21 protein-coding genes, 1 pseudogene and 1 riboswitch are annotated in these 18,629 nt (G+C 32.2%); of the genes and pseudogenes, 8 read left to right on the top strand and 14 right to left on the bottom strand.

Annotated elements, in window-relative coordinates:
• Positions 1-59: 59 nt before the first annotated feature.
• The 3 genes from rplT to infC form a co-directional block, all read right to left on the bottom strand.
• Positions 60-413, bottom strand: a complete 354-nt coding sequence (rplT, locus tag EV697_RS03700; RefSeq protein WP_132022773.1) for a 50S ribosomal protein L20 — start codon at positions 411-413, stop codon at positions 60-62.
• A gap of 48 nt (positions 414-461) precedes the next feature.
• Complete coding sequence (gene rpmI, locus EV697_RS03695) at positions 462-659, bottom strand: 50S ribosomal protein L35 (RefSeq protein WP_005596065.1); 198 nt, start codon at positions 657-659, stop codon at positions 462-464.
• Positions 660-765: 106 nt separating this feature from the next.
• Complete coding sequence (gene infC, locus EV697_RS03690) at positions 766-1,344, bottom strand: translation initiation factor IF-3 (protein ID WP_472841076.1); 579 nt, start codon at positions 1,342-1,344, stop codon at positions 766-768.
• Positions 1,345-1,784: 440 nt separating this feature from the next.
• Between infC and EV697_RS03685 the strand changes: the two genes are divergently transcribed.
• Together EV697_RS03685 and uspE are read left to right on the top strand one after the other, a co-directional pair.
• A complete protein-coding gene (locus tag EV697_RS03685) occupies positions 1,785-2,558 on the top strand; it encodes an FNR family transcription factor (protein WP_132022771.1) in 774 nt (257 codons plus the stop codon).
• Between the two features lie 224 nt (positions 2,559-2,782).
• Complete coding sequence (uspE, locus tag EV697_RS03680; RefSeq protein WP_132022769.1) at positions 2,783-3,709, top strand: universal stress protein UspE; 927 nt, start codon at positions 2,783-2,785, stop codon at positions 3,707-3,709.
• An 83-nt stretch (positions 3,710-3,792) separates the two neighbouring features.
• Here the strand turns inward: uspE and sppA are convergent, their stop codons facing one another.
• Positions 3,793-5,661 (bottom strand): signal peptide peptidase SppA, encoded by a 1,869-nt coding sequence (sppA, locus tag EV697_RS03675; protein WP_132023173.1) that lies wholly within the window; start codon positions 5,659-5,661, stop codon positions 3,793-3,795.
• 135 nt (positions 5,662-5,796) lie between these two features.
• Here sppA and EV697_RS03670 point away from each other — a divergent pair, with 135 nt between their 5' ends.
• Positions 5,797-6,354 (top strand): NAD(P)H nitroreductase, encoded by a 558-nt coding sequence (locus EV697_RS03670; protein WP_132022767.1) that lies wholly within the window; start codon positions 5,797-5,799, stop codon positions 6,352-6,354.
• A 56-nt stretch (positions 6,355-6,410) separates the two neighbouring features.
• On the opposite strand, the gene moaC is transcribed toward EV697_RS03670, so the two are convergent.
• Both moaC and moaA read right to left on the bottom strand, forming a co-directional pair.
• Positions 6,411-6,887 (bottom strand): cyclic pyranopterin monophosphate synthase MoaC, encoded by a 477-nt coding sequence (gene moaC / locus EV697_RS03665; RefSeq protein WP_132022765.1) that lies wholly within the window; start codon positions 6,885-6,887, stop codon positions 6,411-6,413.
• A gap of 14 nt (positions 6,888-6,901) precedes the next feature.
• Positions 6,902-7,918 carry a GTP 3',8-cyclase MoaA gene (gene moaA / locus EV697_RS03660; protein ID WP_132022763.1) on the bottom strand — a complete coding sequence of 339 codons (1,017 nt, stop codon included), beginning with the start codon at positions 7,916-7,918 and terminating at the stop codon, positions 6,902-6,904.
• A riboswitch (molybdenum cofactor riboswitch) is annotated at positions 7,907-8,054 on the bottom strand. It overlaps the preceding gene by 12 nt.
• 175 nt (positions 8,055-8,229) lie before the next feature.
• Between moaA and EV697_RS03655 the strand changes: the two genes are divergently transcribed.
• Complete coding sequence (locus tag EV697_RS03655; RefSeq protein WP_132022761.1) at positions 8,230-9,171, top strand: gluconeogenesis factor YvcK family protein; 942 nt, start codon at positions 8,230-8,232, stop codon at positions 9,169-9,171.
• A 42-nt stretch (positions 9,172-9,213) separates the two neighbouring features.
• Here the strand turns inward: EV697_RS03655 and truC are convergent, their stop codons facing one another.
• Together truC and EV697_RS03645 are read right to left on the bottom strand one after the other, a co-directional pair.
• Entirely contained in the window at positions 9,214-9,936 is a 723-nt protein-coding gene (gene truC / locus EV697_RS03650) for a tRNA pseudouridine(65) synthase TruC (RefSeq protein ID WP_132022759.1), read from the bottom strand.
• The gene (locus EV697_RS03645; RefSeq protein ID WP_132022757.1) at positions 9,933-10,253 is read right to left on the bottom strand and encodes a YqcC family protein; all 321 of its coding nucleotides are present in this window, start codon (positions 10,251-10,253) and stop codon (positions 9,933-9,935) included. Before EV697_RS03645 ends, truC begins: the two co-directional genes overlap by 4 nt.
• An 89-nt stretch (positions 10,254-10,342) precedes the next feature.
• Here EV697_RS03645 and EV697_RS03640 point away from each other — a divergent pair, with 89 nt between their 5' ends.
• The 4 genes from EV697_RS03640 (at position 10,343) to tpx (ending at position 14,022) form a co-directional block, all read left to right on the top strand.
• On the top strand, positions 10,343-11,131 hold the full coding sequence (locus EV697_RS03640; protein WP_132022755.1) for a Zn-ribbon-containing protein: 789 nt from the start codon (positions 10,343-10,345) through the stop codon (positions 11,129-11,131).
• Between the two features lie 78 nt (positions 11,132-11,209).
• Positions 11,210-12,052, top strand: a complete 843-nt coding sequence (queF, locus tag EV697_RS03635) for an NADPH-dependent 7-cyano-7-deazaguanine reductase QueF (protein WP_132022753.1) — start codon at positions 11,210-11,212, stop codon at positions 12,050-12,052.
• Between the two features lie 21 nt (positions 12,053-12,073).
• Entirely contained in the window at positions 12,074-13,441 is a 1,368-nt protein-coding gene (ppnN, locus tag EV697_RS03630) for a nucleotide 5'-monophosphate nucleosidase PpnN (RefSeq protein WP_132022751.1), read from the top strand.
• Between the two features lie 83 nt (positions 13,442-13,524).
• The gene (gene tpx, locus EV697_RS03625; RefSeq protein ID WP_132022749.1) at positions 13,525-14,022 is read left to right on the top strand and encodes a thiol peroxidase; all 498 of its coding nucleotides are present in this window, start codon (positions 13,525-13,527) and stop codon (positions 14,020-14,022) included.
• Positions 14,023-14,132: 110 nt separating this feature from the next.
• Here tpx and tnpA read toward each other — a convergent pair.
• The 6 genes and pseudogenes from tnpA to minC all read right to left on the bottom strand — a co-directional run bounded on the left by tnpA (position 14,133) and on the right by minC (position 18,452).
• Positions 14,133-14,613 (bottom strand): annotated as a pseudogene (gene tnpA, locus EV697_RS03620) (IS200/IS605 family transposase).
• Between the two features lie 357 nt (positions 14,614-14,970).
• Positions 14,971-15,228, bottom strand: coding sequence for a hypothetical protein (locus EV697_RS03615; protein WP_132022747.1), 258 nt, complete (start codon positions 15,226-15,228; stop codon positions 14,971-14,973).
• Between the two features lie 68 nt (positions 15,229-15,296).
• The gene (gene htpX, locus EV697_RS03610; RefSeq protein WP_132022745.1) at positions 15,297-16,166 is read right to left on the bottom strand and encodes a protease HtpX; all 870 of its coding nucleotides are present in this window, start codon (positions 16,164-16,166) and stop codon (positions 15,297-15,299) included.
• A gap of 108 nt (positions 16,167-16,274) precedes the next feature.
• Positions 16,275-17,339: a DNA polymerase IV gene (gene dinB / locus EV697_RS03605; RefSeq protein ID WP_132022743.1), complete on the bottom strand. Its 1,065-nt coding sequence runs from the start codon at positions 17,337-17,339 to the stop codon at positions 16,275-16,277.
• Between the two features lie 76 nt (positions 17,340-17,415).
• Positions 17,416-17,739, bottom strand: coding sequence for a TenA family protein (locus EV697_RS03600; RefSeq protein WP_132022741.1), 324 nt, complete (start codon positions 17,737-17,739; stop codon positions 17,416-17,418).
• Positions 17,740-17,780: 41 nt separating this feature from the next.
• Positions 17,781-18,452, bottom strand: coding sequence for a septum site-determining protein MinC (minC, locus tag EV697_RS03595; RefSeq protein WP_132022739.1), 672 nt, complete (start codon positions 18,450-18,452; stop codon positions 17,781-17,783).
• Positions 18,453-18,629: the final 177 nt, after the last annotated feature.

Here is an 18,629-nt window from a genome sequence, read left to right as displayed (position 1 = left end):
TTAAATTATGAAAAACAAAAGGACGCTATTTAGCGTCCTTATTGATCATTACTTTAAAATTAAAGTGCAGATTTTGCTTTTTCAACAAGTGCTACGAAAGCAACTTTATCGAATACTGCGATATCAGCTAGGATCTTACGATCGATTTCAACAGATGCTTTTTTCAAACCATTGATGAATTTACTGTAAGATAAACCATTTTGACGAGCTGCCGCATTAATACGTGCAATCCATAATTGACGGAATTGACGTTTACGTTGACGACGGTCACGATAAGCATATTGACCAGCTTTAATTACAGCTTGGAACGCAACACGATAAACACGTGAACGTGCTCCATAATAACCTTTAGCAGCCTTAAGAACTTTCTTATGGCGTGCTCTTGCAATAACACCACGTTTTACACGAGCCATTATTTAATCTCCTATTTGTCTAATCTAACTAAAATATACTAAAAACGCTTATGCGTATGGTAAACATGCTACAACTAAAACTTGGTCTGCTTTTGCAACCATTGATTTATGACGTAGATGACGTTTACGTTTAGTGGTTTTCTTAGTCAAAATATGACGTAAGTGAGATTGTTTACGTTTGAAACCGCCAGAAGCTGTTTTTTTGAAACGCTTTGCAGCACCACGTACTGTTTTAATTTTAGGCATTGTTAAAATAACTCCGCATTGTTTAAGTTAATATTACAATAATTAGGCGAATAAAATGTGAAAAACTATAAAATTTTACCGCACTTTATTACTTGTGATGCTCTAATTATTTCTTCTTAGGGGCAAGTATCATAATCGCTTGACGACCTTCCAGTCTTCCTGGTGCAGATTCTACAACAGCAATTTCTGAGAGATCATTTTTAACGCGATCCAATACTTCTAAACCAAGATTTTGGTGAGCCATTTCACGTCCGCGAAAACGAACAGTAATTTTAGCTTTATCCCCTTCTTCTAAAAAGCGAATCAGGCTGCGTAGTTTTACCTGATAGTCGCCTTCGTCTGTACCAGGACGGAATTTAATTTCCTTCACTTGTACAACTTTCTGCTTTTTCTTCTGCTCTTTTGCAGTTTTGCTTTTTTCGTAAAGGAATTTACCGTAGTTCATAATACGACAAACTGGTGGTTCCGCATTTGGACTAATCTCAACTAAGTCTAATGCAACACTTTCAGCCATATCTAAGGCTTGTTGAATCGACACGATTCCCGCTTGCTCACCATCTTGGTCAATCAAGCGAACTTCTTTCACTCTAATTTCATCATTGATACGATTAGGGCGATTTACAGCTGGGGCTTTTCTTACGGTTTTAATAATTACATTCCTCTTACAAATTTTAACTACAATCAAACTGCTATTTATACACAGATAAAATATCCGTAGAACATAAGCAAAAGATCAAAATCATTACCTTAATAATTTCTTTTAAGGTAAAACGTGCGAATTCTATAAGATTTTACAAGACTATGCAACAAGTATTATTTATTACTAGCTATATTAAACGAATATAGCCTATTATTTATAATATTCACGTAGTTGTTGAGTAATATTGATAAGTTTTATAAAAAAATGCACCAAGTAATATACATAACATAAAAACTATTTGAAATAGTCGCTTTTTTGTTAACTTTTCTGCTGCCATATTCTCACCATACCTTATATTTAATCAATTAATATTTTTAATTCGTTATTTAAGACTTCTTAAATTTAACATTTAATGCTATTATTTGTTGAGTTAGATCAATTTTATCTTATTTTTTTCTTGGTTTGTCTATTTATTTGAGGAACAAATGAAAGTTTTGACGAATGAACCGAAAATTGGATGCCGTATTCAATCTGGTGGCTGTGCAATACACTGCCAAGATTGTAGTATCAGCCAACTTTGTATTCCCTTCACATTAAATGAACATGAGCTTAATCAGCTTGATAATATTATTGAAAGAAAAAAACCAATTCAAAAATCACAAATTCTGTTTAAAGCAGGTGATGGGCTTACTTCATTGTATGCGATAAGATCTGGGACAATAAAAACTTATACGATTAGTGAATCTGGAGAGGAACAAATAACCTCTTTTCATTTACCTGGTGATCTTGTCGGATTTGATGCCATTACCAATATGCAACATCCTAGTTTTGCTCAAGCATTAGAAACCTCTATGGTATGTGAGATTCCTTTTGATATTTTAGACGATCTTTCAGGAAAATTACCAAAACTTAGGCAACAAATTATGCGTTTAATGAGTAATGAGATTAAAAGTGATCAAGAAATGATTTTATTACTTTCAAAAATGAATGCAGAGGAACGATTAGCGGCATTTATTCATAACTTATCAACTCGTTATTCAGCCAGAGGTTTTTCCGCCAGAGAATTTCGTTTAACTATGACTCGTGGTGATATTGGTAATTATCTTGGATTAACTGTTGAAACTATTAGTCGACTATTAGGACGTTTTCAGAAAATTAATATGCTCTCTGTTCAAGGTAAATATATCACTATTAATGATATGCCTTCCTTAGTAAAACTTGCTGGAACAACTAAAAATAAAGCGAAAATAGTATTTTAAATATTAATTTATCTTATACAATCTTAGGATTAAGCAAAATTAGCTAATCCTAAGATTAAACTTATTACCTTGTTATTTTTACAATCTTTGTAATTCTAGTTACAATAATACCTCTTTTAGCATTTTCTATACAATTATTCTTAAATTGAAAAATTAGTTTGAAATTGGCATACATTCAAAATCAGTTTATTATTAATAATGATATTCAAAATATGGAGGCTATTATGCAATTCAATAATATACTGGTAATCTTAAATCCAGAAACAGAAAAACAATATGCACTAGCTCGAGCAGTAAGACTTGTCAAAGAACAAAAAAGTACAAAGAAAGTTAAGATCACAACGTTAATGTCTATCTACAACTTTTCCTATGAAATGTCAGCATTACTATCTTCTGAAGAAAGGGAAAATATGCATCAGCAGTTAATTCAACAACAGCAACGTAATATAGCTCCTTATTTAGAAAAATATATGGATCCTCATATTGAATTTGACTCAACTGTTTTATGGACAAATAATGAATCAGATGCAATAAAAGATGAGCTTGAAAATAAAAACTATGATCTCGTCGTAAAATATACTCAAGAACAAGAAACCTTTACCTCTTTATTATTTACTCCCCAAGATTGGCAATTATTAAGAAAATCATCAATTCCAACAATGATGGTAAGAGATGGAGACTGGAAACATCAACGTAGAATATTAATTGCAGTCGATGTATCTGATCAAGAAAATGATGATAATAGCTTTAATGAACAATTAGTTTCTTTTGGGCTAGATCTCGCTGATAATTTAGAACGAGGTAATGTTCATCTTGTTGCCGCTTATCCACCGACACCAATTAACCTTACCATTGATTTTCCTAATTATTCATCCACTGAATATGATAATAATATTCGTGGGCAATATCTTCTCAATATGAAAGAGTTACGCCAAAAATTTTTAATTGATGAAGATCACACTCATGTGATTGAAGGATTTCCAGAAGATGTTATTCCTAAAATAGCTAAACAAATCTCAGCAGAAACTGTTGTATTAGGAACGATTGGTCGACAAGGACTCTCAGCAGCACTACTAGGAAATACCGCAGAACACGTTATTAGTAAACTTGAATGTAATTTATTAGCAATAAAGCCAAATATTCCAGAATAATAATCTTTTCCTAAAAAATAGGTGCATATAAATAATTTTATGCACCTATTATACTGTTTCACTTCTACTTCTTTTATATTAATCTAATTAATTTCACCGCAATTAATACAATACAAATATTGTCCTTTAGGATCATTTAATTTAGTTAATATCCCTAATTGTTTCTTGAGTTGATGATAACCTTTAGGTAATCCTATCATATCGAATAAACTTGTTTTAATGAGGCTACTTCCCCCCTTTTTGACGTCTTTTATTAATGAGCCTAATAAAGAATCATCTGTATCAGTTAACCATTCAACTGAAAGCTCTCCAATATCTTTATTACCTTTATTATTAACTAATTCTGTTGCTTTAGAAATTGCTTCATCAAAAGTTCCTAATTCATCAACTAATTTATATTTATAAGCCTCTGAGCCTAACCATACTTGTCCCTGTGCTAATTTATCCACAGCGTCTTTAGAAAGGTGTCGTCCACGACTAACTACATCAAGAAAACGTTCATAACCAAACTCAATCTCTTGTTGAAAGATATCCTCTGTTTTCTTAGATAAAGCACTCATTGGTGATTTATTCACAAGCTTGGTCGTATCAACAGAATCAGCTGTTACGCCAATTTCTTTTAGTCCTTGCTCATAGGTTGGAATAATCGCAAAAATACCAATCGATCCCGTAATTGTCATTGGGTCTGCTACGATATAATCTGCAGTGCTGGAGATCCAATATCCTCCTGATGCAGCCATTCCCCCCATAGACACAACAACAGGTTTACCTACTTCCTGTAAATGATCAATTTCTTGACGAATAATTTCTGATGCAAAAGCACTACCACCTGGACTATTTACCCTTAATATAACTGCTTTAATATCAGTATTATCATATGCTTGACGAAGTAATCTAGCAATAGTATCACCACCAACATCGCTCTCATAACTTTCCCCATCAATAATTGCACCCTCTACATTAATAACTGCAATTTTCGATTTTGTTTGTCCAATCATTGGATCAGGATATTGAGCTAAATATTCCTCAAATGGAAACAAATTTGCTTCGCCAATTTTATTTTTACCAAATTGCTTAATTAAATCTTGTTGTAATGTAAATCTATCGGCTAATTTAGTTACTAAATGTCGTTTTATTGAATAAGCCGTAGTATCCCCTTTTAGTTCTTTTAGCTCATTTAAATAAATATCAGCTTCTGGCAATACTTCTGATAACGAAATATGTCTATTCTCTGAAATAGTATTTTTATATCCTTGCCACATTTTATTTAACCAGCGTTGTGTATTTTCTTTTGCCTCATCAGACATATTATCTCTTAAAAAAGGCTCTACAGCAGCTTTATAAGTACCGACTCGAAATACGTGAGGAGTAATTTTTAATTTATCAAGTAAAGATTTAAAATAAACACTCTCAATAACCATACCTTCAATTGATACTTGACCGTTTGGATTTAAATAGATTTCATCGGCATAACTTGCTAATAAATATTGTTTTTGACTGTAATAATCGGAGTAAGCAATAACAGTTTTTTTAGCCATTTTGAAATCTAAAATTGCTTTGCCTACGTAATTTAACGCCGGTATATCTGCGCCTTGAAAGTGATTCAAATCCAAAACTAATCCATTAATCATTGGATCATCTATTGCTTTTCTAATGGCGTACACTACATCAAAGGTTGAAATCTGCGTTGGTGCATCAGGGCTATTAAGCTCTCTTAATGCGGTATGCCAAGAAAAATCCTCTTCTCGATTATCAGCTAAAAAACCATCTAATGAAATTAATAGTGCATTTGGCTGAGTTAAATCAACATCTGATTTTATCGAATTATTACCAATAGACGATAGGGTAAATATCGTCATCAATAACATAACAAATAAAAGAAAAACCAAGTTCATAACAAGATTACGAATACAATTAATTACTCGCCAAAAAAACTTAAGTACCTTTAAAATTACTTGCATAAATCTATTACCTAATATTATCTAAACGTTGTGAAGCAAGATAATATCAAAAATCATTAGATTACTTAACTAAAATTTATTGCTATAATTTTAACAATGTATTATTAAGTAAGGTCAAATTTTAAAATGGATGCTTTAGAATTACTCACTTCCCGCCGTTCAGAAAAAAAACTAGCAGAACCGGCTCCTAATAAACAACAGCTAGAATACCTTTTTCAATCTGCATTACACGTTCCAGATCATGGTAAATTAAATCCTTATCACTTCATTGTTATTGAAAAAGAAGGGTTAGCAAAATTTGAGAAATTATTAGAAAGTGTAGTTGATGAATTTGATCTTGGTGAAGAACGATTAAGAAAAGCCAAAAGTATCGCCTATCGTGCACCAATGGTCATTGCAGTTATTGCAAAACTGAATGAGGAAATAAAAAAAGTCCCTACTTGGGAACAAGAATTAACCGCAGGTTGTGCTACTTATGCAATGCAACTCGCCGCAAAAGCACAAGGTTTTGATAATGTATGGATAACAGGCCCTTGGGTAAATGGCTCAGAACTAAGAAAAGCTTTTAAATGTGAACAACAAGATAAAGTTGTAGCATTATTACTCATTGGGACAGCAGGAGAAAAATTAGAAAGAGACAAGAAAATATTAGATACAGACAGTTTTATTAGTTATTTGGAATGATTTAGAGATAGAACTGAAAAGTAACGCACAACCAATATGTAGGCGTTACTTTTTAATTATTTCGCTAAAAAATGCCCAGATTTACCACCGCACTTTTCAAGTAATCTGACTTGTTCTATAACCATATCCTTTTGGATTGCTTTACACATATCGTAAATAGTTAAAGCGGCAACACTTGCGGCGGTCAATGCTTCCATTTCTACGCCCGTTTTCCCTGTTAATTTACAAAAACTCTCAATTCTTACTTGATTAGTTTCTGGAAGTGCGGTCAAATTTACTTCTACTTTTGATAAAAGCAATGGATGACATAAGGGGATAAGTTCCCATGTTCTTTTTGCAGCTTGAATCCCTGCAATTCTAGCTGTAGCGAAAACATCACCTTTATGGTGTTGTCCCGATAAGATCATTTCTAAGGTTTTTTGTGACATTGTCACAATGACTTCTGCTCGAGCTTCTCTTACTGTTTCTTGTTTACTGGAAACGTCCACCATATTGGCTTCACCTTGACTATTAATATGTGTAAATGTTGTCATTTTAAATCCTTTAATTATCCACCGATACTCGCTAAATGCTGACGAATACCTGAATCACCATTATGTAAAAAATGATGTTCTCTTTTACCCTGTAATGCTGAAAAAATTCTAGCTTGTAATAATGTACTTTGTTCGTGAGATTGCAATAGATCTCGTAAATCAATGCCCTCTTCTCCAAATAAACATAAATGTAATTTTCCATTGGAAGAAACTCTCAAGCGATTACAACTAGCACAAAAATTCTTTTCATAAGGCATAATTAAGCCAATTTCCCCTTGATAATCAGGGTGTTTAAATACTTTTGCTGGGCCATCTAAATAAGACTTAGGTAATAATTTCCAACCAGAACGTAATAATTTTTCTTCTAATACTTTTCCAGATAAATGATATTTATTAAAGAAATTATCCATTTCGCCCGTTTGCATTAATTCGATAAAACGCATTTGAATTGGTTTATTTTTAATCCAAAGTAAGAATTGGTTAAATTCGTGATCATTAATACTTTTCATCAAAACAGAATTTACTTTAATTTTTTGATAACCAATATCAAATGCACGATCAATACCACGCATAATCTCATCAAATTTATTAACACCAGTAATAGAATAAAACATACGTGGATCAAGACTATCTACACTCACATTGATACTGGTAATCCCTGCTTTTTTCCAATCATCTACATCTTTCAGCATACGATAGCCATTAGTGGTTAAAGCTATTTGCTTAATATTTTCAACTTGATTAATCGACTCAACAATAGATAAAAAATCTTTACGCAAAGTCGGCTCACCGCCTGTAATACGTACTTTTTCTGCACCCAAAGTTGCAAAGGCAGCAATAAGATTTTCTATTTCACTTAATGTGAGAAAACTGGGTTTATTTTTTTCTGGTTGATAACCGTTTGGTAAGCAATAGTTGCAACGAAAATTACATATATCTGTAATAGATAGACGTAAATAGTAATACTCTCGTTGAAAATTATCGACTAGATTCGACATTCCAACATTTTTGATAGGAATAGTTTTTTGCATCGGACACCTTTGTAAAACAACGATAGGATAAACCGTTTCCAATATTATCCCTGAGTAACTTAAGGTTACTGGCATTGCTACCCTATTTATTATTTATCATAAACTTAGGTAAACAAGCTCGGAGTTATGCGTTTAATTTTCAATATATTAAAAAATTAAGAGGACAGTTACAGTCTCTTAAAATGATTACGTTATTAACGATAAAAAACAATTTATTTTCCTATCGCTATATTAGGTACATGTAATTTATACCATAGAATAAAGATATTTGCTAATATACAAAAGAAAATCGTTAATTAAATGGGAAAATAATGTCTAATTTTATTTCAAAAGGCCTATCTTACTGTCAGCATGAAAATTTAGATAATATCCAAAATATTGTTGCTATTGGTGGTGGGCATGGATTAGGGCGGATAATGTCTGCATTAAGTTTTATGGAAGAAAGACTAACTGGAATTGTTACAACCACAGATAATGGTGGCTCAACGGGACGTATTCGTTTGGATCAAGGTGGCATAGCTTGGGGAGATCTACGAAATTGTTTAAACCAGATAATTACTACACCAAGTACCGCTTCTGCCCTTTTTGAATATCGTTTTTCTGGTTCTGGTGAACTTGCTGGACATAATCTAGGAAATCTAATGCTAAAAGCGTTAGAAAATATGAAAATTAGACCAACTGAAGCGGTCAACCTAATAAGAGATCTGCTAAATGTTAAATCTTTTATTATTCCCATGTCTGAACAATCGGTTCATCTTGCTGCTTCACTTAATTGTGGATCAAGTATTGTCGGTGAAGTAACTATCGATCAATTAACCGAAATACCCACGTCTATTTTTGTTGTTCCTCTTGTTCCAGCTACACCTGAAGCAATAACCGCACTAAAAAAAGCTGATGTAATTCTACTTGGTCCTGGAAGTTTCTTTACAAGTATTCTTCCTCCACTATTACTACCAGATATTATTGATATCCTTAAACAAACTAATGCTAAAAAAATCTTCATTGACAATCTTGGGCTTGAACACAGTCCTGCTGCACAACTAACCTTAGAAGATAGAATTAATTGGATTCATCAAGTTATTGGGAAGCCTATTATTGATGGTGCAATAACCCAATATACCCCTGAGATGAAAATGAATAATCCCAATATTAAAATAATGGCTAAACGATTAAGTGCTGATGATATTAGTTATCGTCATGATCGGACTTTACTATGCAAGGCAATTGATGAGCTATTGGCTGAATTATATTAAAAGGCTACAAAATTAAGTTAATTAGCTATTAAAAATAAGTAATTACTTATATGACCAATTAAAAATGTCAAATAAAGTTTTCCATTGACTATCTAATTGTGCATTTAGTTCAATTAATTCATTTGTAATAGGATGATAAAAAGTTAGTTTTTCAGCATGTAGCATTAAACGTTGTACCCCTGTATTTTCAGTCATCGCTCTATTTTGACGTAAATCACCATATTGTGTGTCACCTAATATTGGATGAAAAATATGTTTCATATGACGGCGTAGTTGATGTTTACGCCCTGTATGTGGAATTAAACGGACTAAAGAATAACGTGTCGTTAAATATTTTCCTGCTGAATAAGGCATTTCGACCGTTCCTAAACCAATATATTCAGTAACTGCCTCTTGTGCATCTTTATTTTGTTGAGAAAATTTATCAGCAATTTTATCTAATTTAACTTTTAAAGGGTAATCAATCACAGCTTTCCCCGTTAAATAACCTCGAACAATAGCAAGATAACTTTTATCTACTGACTTTGCTTCAAATTGTTGACAAAGTAAATTAGCAATTTCTGAATTTAAAGCAAATAACAACACACCTGATGTAGGACGATCCAAACGATGAATAGGAAATACATATTGACCTATTTGATCTCGTAACGTTTGCATAACAAAGACAGTTTCGTGGCGATCTAACCAACTACGATGAACTAACATTCCCGAAGGTTTATTTACCGCAATAATGTACTCATCTTGATAGATAATATCTAATATCATTGTGATTGATTCTTCAGTAAATTTTCAATTTCATTGATCGGACATAGTAATTTTTCTAGCCCATCTAATTCTTTTAATGCTTCTTCTATATAAGGAGTTATGGATATATTATTTGGTAATGGCAAATCTGCTTCTAACAATGCACACATTCTAGGAATAAAAATCCATTGTAGCCATTCATTAGCAGTCATCGTATCAATAGCAAAAGGCTCAGTACTCAATAGCGCTTGTGGATTCGGGGCAACCGTTGCCCAAAGATCTAATTCTTGCATTATTTGCTGTAATTCTTCTAATTTAAGTTTGGTTTTTTCTCGCATTATTACTCCTAGATAGCGTAGAATAAGGAGGTATTTTATGAAATTTAATACAATTTATCCACTATCCTTTAAATTATTGGACAAATACTATGTATCTAATCGAAACCTTCTTTTCCTATCAGTATAATAATCACAACAATTTGGAAAATTTGAGCTATTTAGTCAATCAAATTATTGAACAATGGCGTTACAATGGTCAAATTATTGGTCGTGAAATTCCCCTTTTTGTCGCTAATCAAGAAAATGAGCAAGGATTTGCAGTGAGAGTAGTTTGTCCTGAACAACAAAGCCTATTACCCGAATTTAATAACCAAGAAGTAAATAATGCGATCGAGCAAGCTGAAAGTGCGGGCATATTTCTAGATAGTTTTCATATTATTGCTGAAGATCTCAATTCTGATACTACGCATACAGGGATCAAACCAAGCTGGCAAATTCTTTATACCACTTATTTACAGTCTTGCTCGCCATTACATAGTGGAGAAGATTTATTACCTATTCCATTGTATAAACAACTTCAAAAAACACCGCACTTATCCATGGATATAATAAAATGGCAAGAAAATTGGCAAGCTTGTGATCAATTACAAATGAATGGTGCGGTTTTAGAAAAACAAGCATTATATGAAATCTCTGATACCCAAAGTAATTTATTCAAGCACGGTTATTATCTCGCTCAAGATATTGAACGTAATACTGGTATTCCCACCTATTATTATTTATATCGAATTGGTGGAGAGAATCTAATAACAGAAAAACAACGTCGATGCCCAATTTGTCACGAAGAATGGATATTAAACAAACCATTATTTGATTTATTCCACTTTAAATGTGATCATTGTCGCCTTGTATCAAATTTATCTTGGCATTGGCAATAGTTTAAATTTATAGCTATTATAGCTTTATAATACTGAAAATAACCATTACAATCACTTAGCAATCAGAGAGTTTATGCAATGAATTATGATGATAATAGTTTAAAATCATTGAAATTAGGTCAAAAAACAGAATATGCTACAAATTATGACCGCACTTTATTACAAGCAGTACCACGCAAATTAAATCGTGATACATTAGGAGTGACAACGTCACAACCATTTACCATAGGCTCAGATATTTGGACGGCATATGAAGTATCTTGGTTAAACAATAAAGGCTTACCACAAGTTGCTATTGCAGATATAACAATAGATTTCCGCTCAGAAAATTTAATTGAATCAAAAAGTTTTAAACTTTATTTAAATAGTTTTAACCAAACTCGTTTTACAAATTTACAAGAAATCGAAAGTATTATTAAAGAAGATTTAACAAATTGTGCCAAAGGTAAAGTAAAAGTAGCGTTAAATACTTTAGATAAATATAAAAACCAAACTATTGCAACACTACAAGGATTTTGTATTGACAATCAAGATATAGAAATCAATGATTATACGTTTAATACTGACATTTTAAAAAATTGCATTGATTCAGAAGATGTTATAGAGGAAACATTAATTAGTCATTTATTAAAATCAAATTGTCTAATTACCAATCAACCAGATTGGGGAAGTATACAAATTCACTATATTGGGAAAAAGATTAATCAAGAAAAATTGCTACGTTATATCGTGTCATTTAGACAACATAATGAATTTCATGAACAATGTGTCGAACGTATATTTTGTGATTTAATGCGATTTGCAAAACCTGAAAAATTAACAGTTTATGCTCGCTATACACGTCGTGGTGGACTTGATATTAATCCATTTCGCTCTAATTTCGAAGAAATACCTAATAATTTACGTCTTGCAAGACAATAATTAACAAATAGAAGGATAAAAATGACCCACATTTATAATGTAACACCTAGAGGAAGTATGGATCAACTTTCTCAGTTAGAAGTAAAAATTTTGACCAAGAAAGCAAAGAGTAAACTCTACTCGCTTTACCGTAATTCCTCATTAGCCGTATTAAATTCTGGTGCGGTTACAGATGACAGTCGTGCTTTACTCAATAAATATGCTGATTTTGATATTCATCTTGTAGAAACAGAACGTGGTATTGCAATAAAATTACATAACCCACCAGAAAATGCTTTTGTTGATGATAAAATTATTCGTAATATTCAATATCACTTATTTGCTGTATTACGAGATATTTTATTTGTCAATGTACTCAACCAACGTATTAATCCTTGTGATATTCAAGATAATGCACATATAACGAATCAAGTTTTCTCTATTTTACGTAATGCAAAAGCATTAAAATTTGGCGAGAAACCTAATTTAGTCGTATGTTGGGGAGGGCATTCAATAAATAATACTGAATACCAATATTGCCGTTCTGTTGGTCTAGAATTAGGTCATCGTGAATTAAATATTGTTACAGGTTGTGGACCAGGGGTAATGGAAGCACCAATGAAAGGGGCAACTATTGGCCATGCAAATCAACGCTATAAAGATAGCCGTTTTATTGGAATTACAGAGCCATCAATTATCGCTTCTGAGCCACCTAATCCTATTGTGAATGAATTAATTATTATGCCTGACATTGAAAAACGTTTAGAAGCATTCGTCAGATTAGGGCACGGTATAATTATCTTTCCTGGTGGTCCTGGCACCTTCGAAGAATTATTATATATTTTAGGTATCAAACTTAATCCTAAAAATAAAGATCAACAGCTACCTTTAATTTTAACTGGTCCTAAAGAAAGTGCAGATTATTTTTCTACTATTGATCGTTTTATTGGCGAAACCTTAGGTAAGGAAGCTCAAGATCTCTATGAAATAATTATTGATGATCCAAGTGCCGTTGCTCGATATATGCGTAATGCGATGAATGATATTGAAAAAACTCGTCGAGAAAATAATGAAGCCTACTGTTTTAATTGGTCACTAGATATATCTTCTGATTTTCAACAACCTTTTATTCCGACTCACGAAAATATGGCGAATTTAGACCTACACTTTGAACAATCTAAAGTAGAATTAGCCGCTAATTTACGTCGAGTATTCTCTGGTATTGTTGCAGGTAACATTAAACCTGATACGAAAGATCTAATCGAAAAAGAAGGAAAATTCCAATTACACGGTGATGTAGTATTGATGGAAAAAGTGGATCAGGTACTACAAGATTTTATTGTACAACATAGAATGAAATTACCTGGTGGTGATGCTTATGAACCTTGTTATGAGATAAAAAAAACTTAGTAATTAATAAGTTAATTACTAATTAACCCAAGTATGAATCTATTTTATTTAAATTAACCGCTAACATTATAGAAGGAAAAATTATGAATCAAGTAACCCAATTAGGAAACCCTATTGAAATTGCAGGTCGTTTTCCACAAAAATCTGAAAATATTGCAGACTTTACGCTTATTAATAATAAATTAGAAACAGTTTCTTTATCTGATTTTAATGGTAAACGTAAGATATTAAATATTTTTCCAAGTATTGATACAGGTATTTGTGCAACATCTGTTCGCAAATTTAACCAACAAGCTGCCAATTTAGAAAATACGGTTGTTCTTTGTATTTCTGCCGATTTACCTTTTGCTCAAGCCCGTTTTTGTGGTGCAGAAGGAATTGAAAATGTTCAAACATTATCAACATTTCGGAATAAAGCATTGCATACCACATTAGGTGTAGATGTTGTTTCTGGAAAAATTGCTGGATTAACTACCCGAGCAGTGATTGTATTAGATGAAAATAATAACGTATTACACTCAGAACTCGTACCTGAAATCGCTCAAGAGCCAAATTATGATGCAGCATTAGCTGTTTTATAATAGAATATTAATAACAATTCGCACGTAAAACGTGTGTTTTTTTCAGCTACCCTATAAGGGCTTAGTACTTCACATGCCTCTCAAGAGGCATGTGAAAACTGACAAGCGTACTATAACTCTATGGCTCCCCCCTTAAAGGGGTCTATATATTCCTTCTTCGATAAATTATCCTGAATCAGGTCTTCCTTTTCTTGATTCCTTAATATATTTTTCTACTACTTTAGTATTTAAACCTACTGTACTTACGTAATAACCTTTAGACCAGAAATTTCTGTTTCCATACTTGTATTTTAAGTTGGTATGCCTTTCAAAAATCATTAGTAAAGATTTCCCTTTTAAATATCCCATAAAACTTGAGACGACTATCTTAGGCGAAATTTTTAATATCATATGAATATGATTTTTCATAGCATGTGCTTCGATTATTTCTACATTTTTGTAATTATATAACTGCCTTAATATACTCCTTATATCCATACGCAATTTTTCATAAATTGCCTTTCGTCTGAATTTTGGAATAAAGACTATATGATACTTACAGTTCCATCTTGTGTGTGATAGACTTGAATCGTCATTGGATTTATTTGCCATTGGCACATCCTCCTATATTTTGAATTTGGTTGTCAGCCTTCTTCATTATATCGGAGGATTTTTTCATCGCTAAAGCTCTTTTATACCATACGCATAGCGTATGGTTTTTATAGATAGACGATGTCTATCTATAATCAAAAGAAAAACGACAGAAAAATCAGTCGTTTTTCTGCCGTTTAATATTGTGCTTATATTAGAAACTTATTTAGAAAGATCTTCTACTTCCATTATTGCCAAAATAGATTCTGAAATAGCATAATCTGCTTCTTCAATTGCAGAAATTGTATATTCTACGTAGTCTTCGGCATAAGCTTCTGCTATCTCTGCATATTTTTGAGCTGATGCTAAATCAGCTTTTTACTTAAATTCTTCAACAGCATTCTTAATTGATGTTTTTTTATCAGCTAATGATTTTTCTAAATCTTTGATCTTAGCTTTTTTCTCATCAATTCTCTTTTCAAGTATTTCTTTTTTTGCACGAGCATCAGCTTTCACTAACTCTGCTTTATTGTCTACACTTTCTTTTACTTCTCTTATTTTCGACTTTACACTATTAATTTGTAAGTTGAATTTTACTTTAATTTGCTCATTTTTCCCTCCATTTTGGGTCAACAATCATTACCGAATTATAATGATATGTATGGGCTATAGCATATTTTATTTAAATTAAGCTATAAAATATGCTATTTATAAGAATTTAAACTATCTAAATTTCTTAATGCCTCAATACGTTTTTCTAATGGTGGGTGGCTTAAAAATAAGGCGGCTAATCCTCCCCGTTTACCATTAATAGCAAAAGCGGCTAATTGTCCTTCCATTTCTTGTGGTTCGTGTAAACTCTGTAAACGTTGTAATGCGGCGATCATTTTTTGTTTACCTACTAGCTCCGCTGATCCCGCATCTGCTCGAAATTCTCGATAACGAGAGAACCACATCGCTATAATACTAGCAAGAAAACCAAAGACAATTTCAAGTACCATTGAAATCATAAAATACATACCTTGACTAGTTTCACCATCACGATTACTTGCTACCACTTTTGCAATCATTCTTGATATAAAAATGACGAAAGTATTTAGCACACCTTGCAATAAAGTCATTGTAATCATATCACCATTTTTAATATGACTCATTTCGTGAGCTAAAACAGCTTCAGCTTCATCTTTTGTCATCGCATTTAATAACCCAGTACTTACTGCCACTAATGAGTTTTTCTGACTAGCCCCTGTTGCAAAAGCATTCACATCAGAAGAATGATAAATTGCTACATCTGGCATTGGTAATCCCGCACGCTCAGCTTGAGAACGGATAGTATTCACCAACCAATGCTCTATCTCATTACGTGGTTGCTCAATAATTTGACCATTCACTGAGCGTAATGCCATTGTTTTTGATAAAAATAACGAAATTAACGAGCCACTGAAACCAAATAAAGCAGCCATAATCAGTAATCCCATAGTATCTTGAGATTGAATACCTGTTAGGCTTAAAATAATATTAAATACAAATAAAACTGCCATATTTGTTGCTAAAAATAGCAAAATTCGCATCATAAAATAGTCCTCTTTACAGTAGAATAAATTAGTATAGGTAGTTGTTCGTAAAACTATTTCTTATAATGGTAACAAAATTGTTAAAATTCAAGTATGAATGTAAAATACTTACCATAAAGTCATTTGTTTTTGTGGGCATTGTTCTGGAATAGTAACCTGTATTCCAATCAGTCTAATTTCTCTACCATTAGATCGTTGCCAGATTTTGATTAATAATTGTTTAAAAATATCTTTTGAAAATTCAACCGCACTTTTTTCTAAAGTTGTTACCGTAAAATCATCAAATTTTAATTTTACCCCCACTTTATGAAAATCACTCAACGCTATATTTGGACAAGTATTTTTTATTCTTGTAATCAAAATTGGATATAATTTTTCTAATATAGCCAATCCTTGTTCAATATGAGTAATATTTTTTAATAAAGTTTTTTCCACCGTAACGGATTTACGTTCTCGATTAGGCTGCACATCTCGTTCATCTACACCGTGAGCGAAATACCATAATCTCATTCCCATTTTTCCAAATTGATTTAAAAGAACACTTTGATCAAAATTCTGCACATCTTCACAAGTTTTAAGCCCCATTTTCAATAAACGTTCTGTGGTTACTTTCCCTACTCCTGGGATTTTCTTTAAGGGTAATTTTTTGACAAAATCATCAACATCTTGAGGATTAATAACAAAGCTACCATTAGGCTTATTACAATCAGAAGCAATCTTCGCCAAAAATTTTACCGGAGCAACGCCTGCAGAAGCCGTTAATCCAGTTTCCTTAAAAATAGTTTTTCTTATTTCTTCAGCAATCCAAGTTGCAGAGCCAGAACATTGATGACAATGCGTAACATCTAAATAGGCCTCATCAAGAGAAAGTGGCTCAACTAGATCCGTATAACGATGAAAAATTGAGTGAATTTGTTTAGAAATCTGTTTATATAAGGGCATATTTACTGGTACTAAAATAAGATTAGGACAAAGTTTTACTGCTTGAGCCGTAGGCATAGCACTATGCAATCCAAATTGACGAGCAAGATAATTGCAAGTAGTCAATACCCCACGTTGCCTTGAATTTCCCCCCACAGCAAGCGGTTTATCCTTTAAACTTGGATTATCTCGCATCTCAATAGAAGCATAAAAACAATCCATATCAATATGTATGATCTTTTTTAATGTCATCGCATTTATATAAAAAATAGCCACTTTATTGTTTATAAAGAATATAGTACAAAAAAGTGGCATATTAATAATTTAATTAAGATTGTTGATACGCATAAGTAAAGAAATCTCGTTCTAACTGACAGCAATGTCTGAATAATAATTTTAATCGTTGTTGTTCAGCTTCTGGAAGTTGAACAATTGAATCAAGCTCACTACGTAACCATATGACAAATTGCTCAAATTCAGGATTATTATGCAACGTAATCCATTCATCAAAATGAAATTTCTTTGGCTTGGCATTTCGACAAGCATTTCCCCATGTCCAATAAGTCCATTCTGCACAAGCTAATACCACAATACAATCATAGTATCCTGTTTCTGTTGCCTTTTTTATGGTTTCAGCAAAACCTTGCCTCATAGAATTAAAAATATGATTCTAAAATTCTATTTATACAACACTCAATACTCCCCTAATATCCTTATTTCTAATTGATTTTTTTCTGCAAAAATTCTTACTGCTCTTTTTAAAAATTCTGTGGGAATGTTATCTTTATACAAACAGCGACTATTAACAGAAATAAATTCAGCATCTAAATGCTGAACATAAAGACAACCAATATTAGTATTCACACCAGACATAGCCCGTCCTTTTAATTTTCCATAAATATGAATATTACCTGTTGCTGCAACTTCAGCCCCACTTTCCACATTTCCATGAATAATTAAATCGCTATTTTTCGCAAAAATAACTTGACCTTTTACCACATTACCCTCAATAACTTTTGTTGGTAAATAATTGGGTTCAGGAATAACCTCACCTAGCTCTTCGCTTTTGCCAAGTAATAAGAATCCAGATGATAAAATCAGTTCTTTTTGTAAACTATTCTGCCAATCACTGATACCGACTACTTGTATATTAAATTCAGCTAAAAGTTTTTTTAAAGCTACAAGATCTATTTTCTGTAAAATATCATCAAATTTTAAAATAACAGAAATATTATGAAAAAAAGTGGGTGATTTTTTTACCTTTCTTGCCAAAGCCCGTTTAATTATCGTCAAATTTGCACTTTTAAATACTAAAAAAATTGATGAAAACTGCCCAGTTCTTAATTCAATAATATCTTGCGACATAACATCACCCTAAATAAAAATTATACTGGTAAGATGATAAAGAATTACGTTAAAATCATCAAACTTTTTTATAAGAGAATAGAGAATAGAGAATAGAGAATAGAGAATAGAGAATAGAGAATAGAGAATAGAGAATAGAGAATAGAGAATAGAGAATAGAGAATAGAGAATAGAGAA

Source organism: Bisgaardia hudsonensis (assembly GCF_004345785.1).
Classification (GTDB): Bacteria; Pseudomonadota; Gammaproteobacteria; order Enterobacterales; family Pasteurellaceae; genus Bisgaardia; species Bisgaardia hudsonensis.
The sequence above is the reverse complement of the archived record's forward strand: the minus strand, read 5'-3'. Positions and strand labels throughout refer to the sequence as shown.

Bases quoted from the DNA above. Each gene is read 5' to 3' on its own strand.
- rplT (WP_132022773.1), bottom strand. From the start codon at position 413: ATGGCTCGTGTAAAACGTGGTGTTATTGCAAGAGCACGCCATAAGAAA.
- rpmI (WP_005596065.1), bottom strand. From the start codon at position 659: ATGCCTAAAATTAAAACAGTACGTGGTGCTGCAAAGCGTTTCAAAAAA.
- EV697_RS03685 (WP_132022771.1), top strand. From the start codon at position 1,785: ATGAAAGTTTTGACGAATGAACCGAAAATTGGATGCCGTATTCAATCT.
- uspE (WP_132022769.1), top strand. From the start codon at position 2,783: ATGCAATTCAATAATATACTGGTAATCTTAAATCCAGAAACAGAAAAA.
- EV697_RS03670 (WP_132022767.1), top strand. From the start codon at position 5,797: ATGGATGCTTTAGAATTACTCACTTCCCGCCGTTCAGAAAAAAAACTA.
- moaC (WP_132022765.1), bottom strand. From the start codon at position 6,887: ATGACAACATTTACACATATTAATAGTCAAGGTGAAGCCAATATGGTG.
- moaA (WP_132022763.1), bottom strand. From the start codon at position 7,918: ATGCAAAAAACTATTCCTATCAAAAATGTTGGAATGTCGAATCTAGTC.
- EV697_RS03655 (WP_132022761.1), top strand. From the start codon at position 8,230: ATGTCTAATTTTATTTCAAAAGGCCTATCTTACTGTCAGCATGAAAAT.
- truC (WP_132022759.1), bottom strand. From the start codon at position 9,936: ATGATATTAGATATTATCTATCAAGATGAGTACATTATTGCGGTAAAT.
- EV697_RS03645 (WP_132022757.1), bottom strand. From the start codon at position 10,253: ATGCGAGAAAAAACCAAACTTAAATTAGAAGAATTACAGCAAATAATG.
- EV697_RS03640 (WP_132022755.1), top strand. From the start codon at position 10,343: ATGTATCTAATCGAAACCTTCTTTTCCTATCAGTATAATAATCACAAC.
- queF (WP_132022753.1), top strand. From the start codon at position 11,210: ATGAATTATGATGATAATAGTTTAAAATCATTGAAATTAGGTCAAAAA.
- ppnN (WP_132022751.1), top strand. From the start codon at position 12,074: ATGACCCACATTTATAATGTAACACCTAGAGGAAGTATGGATCAACTT.
- tpx (WP_132022749.1), top strand. From the start codon at position 13,525: ATGAATCAAGTAACCCAATTAGGAAACCCTATTGAAATTGCAGGTCGT.
- htpX (WP_132022745.1), bottom strand. From the start codon at position 16,166: ATGATGCGAATTTTGCTATTTTTAGCAACAAATATGGCAGTTTTATTT.
- dinB (WP_132022743.1), bottom strand. From the start codon at position 17,339: ATGACATTAAAAAAGATCATACATATTGATATGGATTGTTTTTATGCT.
- EV697_RS03600 (WP_132022741.1), bottom strand. From the start codon at position 17,739: ATGAGGCAAGGTTTTGCTGAAACCATAAAAAAGGCAACAGAAACAGGA.
- minC (WP_132022739.1), bottom strand. From the start codon at position 18,452: ATGTCGCAAGATATTATTGAATTAAGAACTGGGCAGTTTTCATCAATT.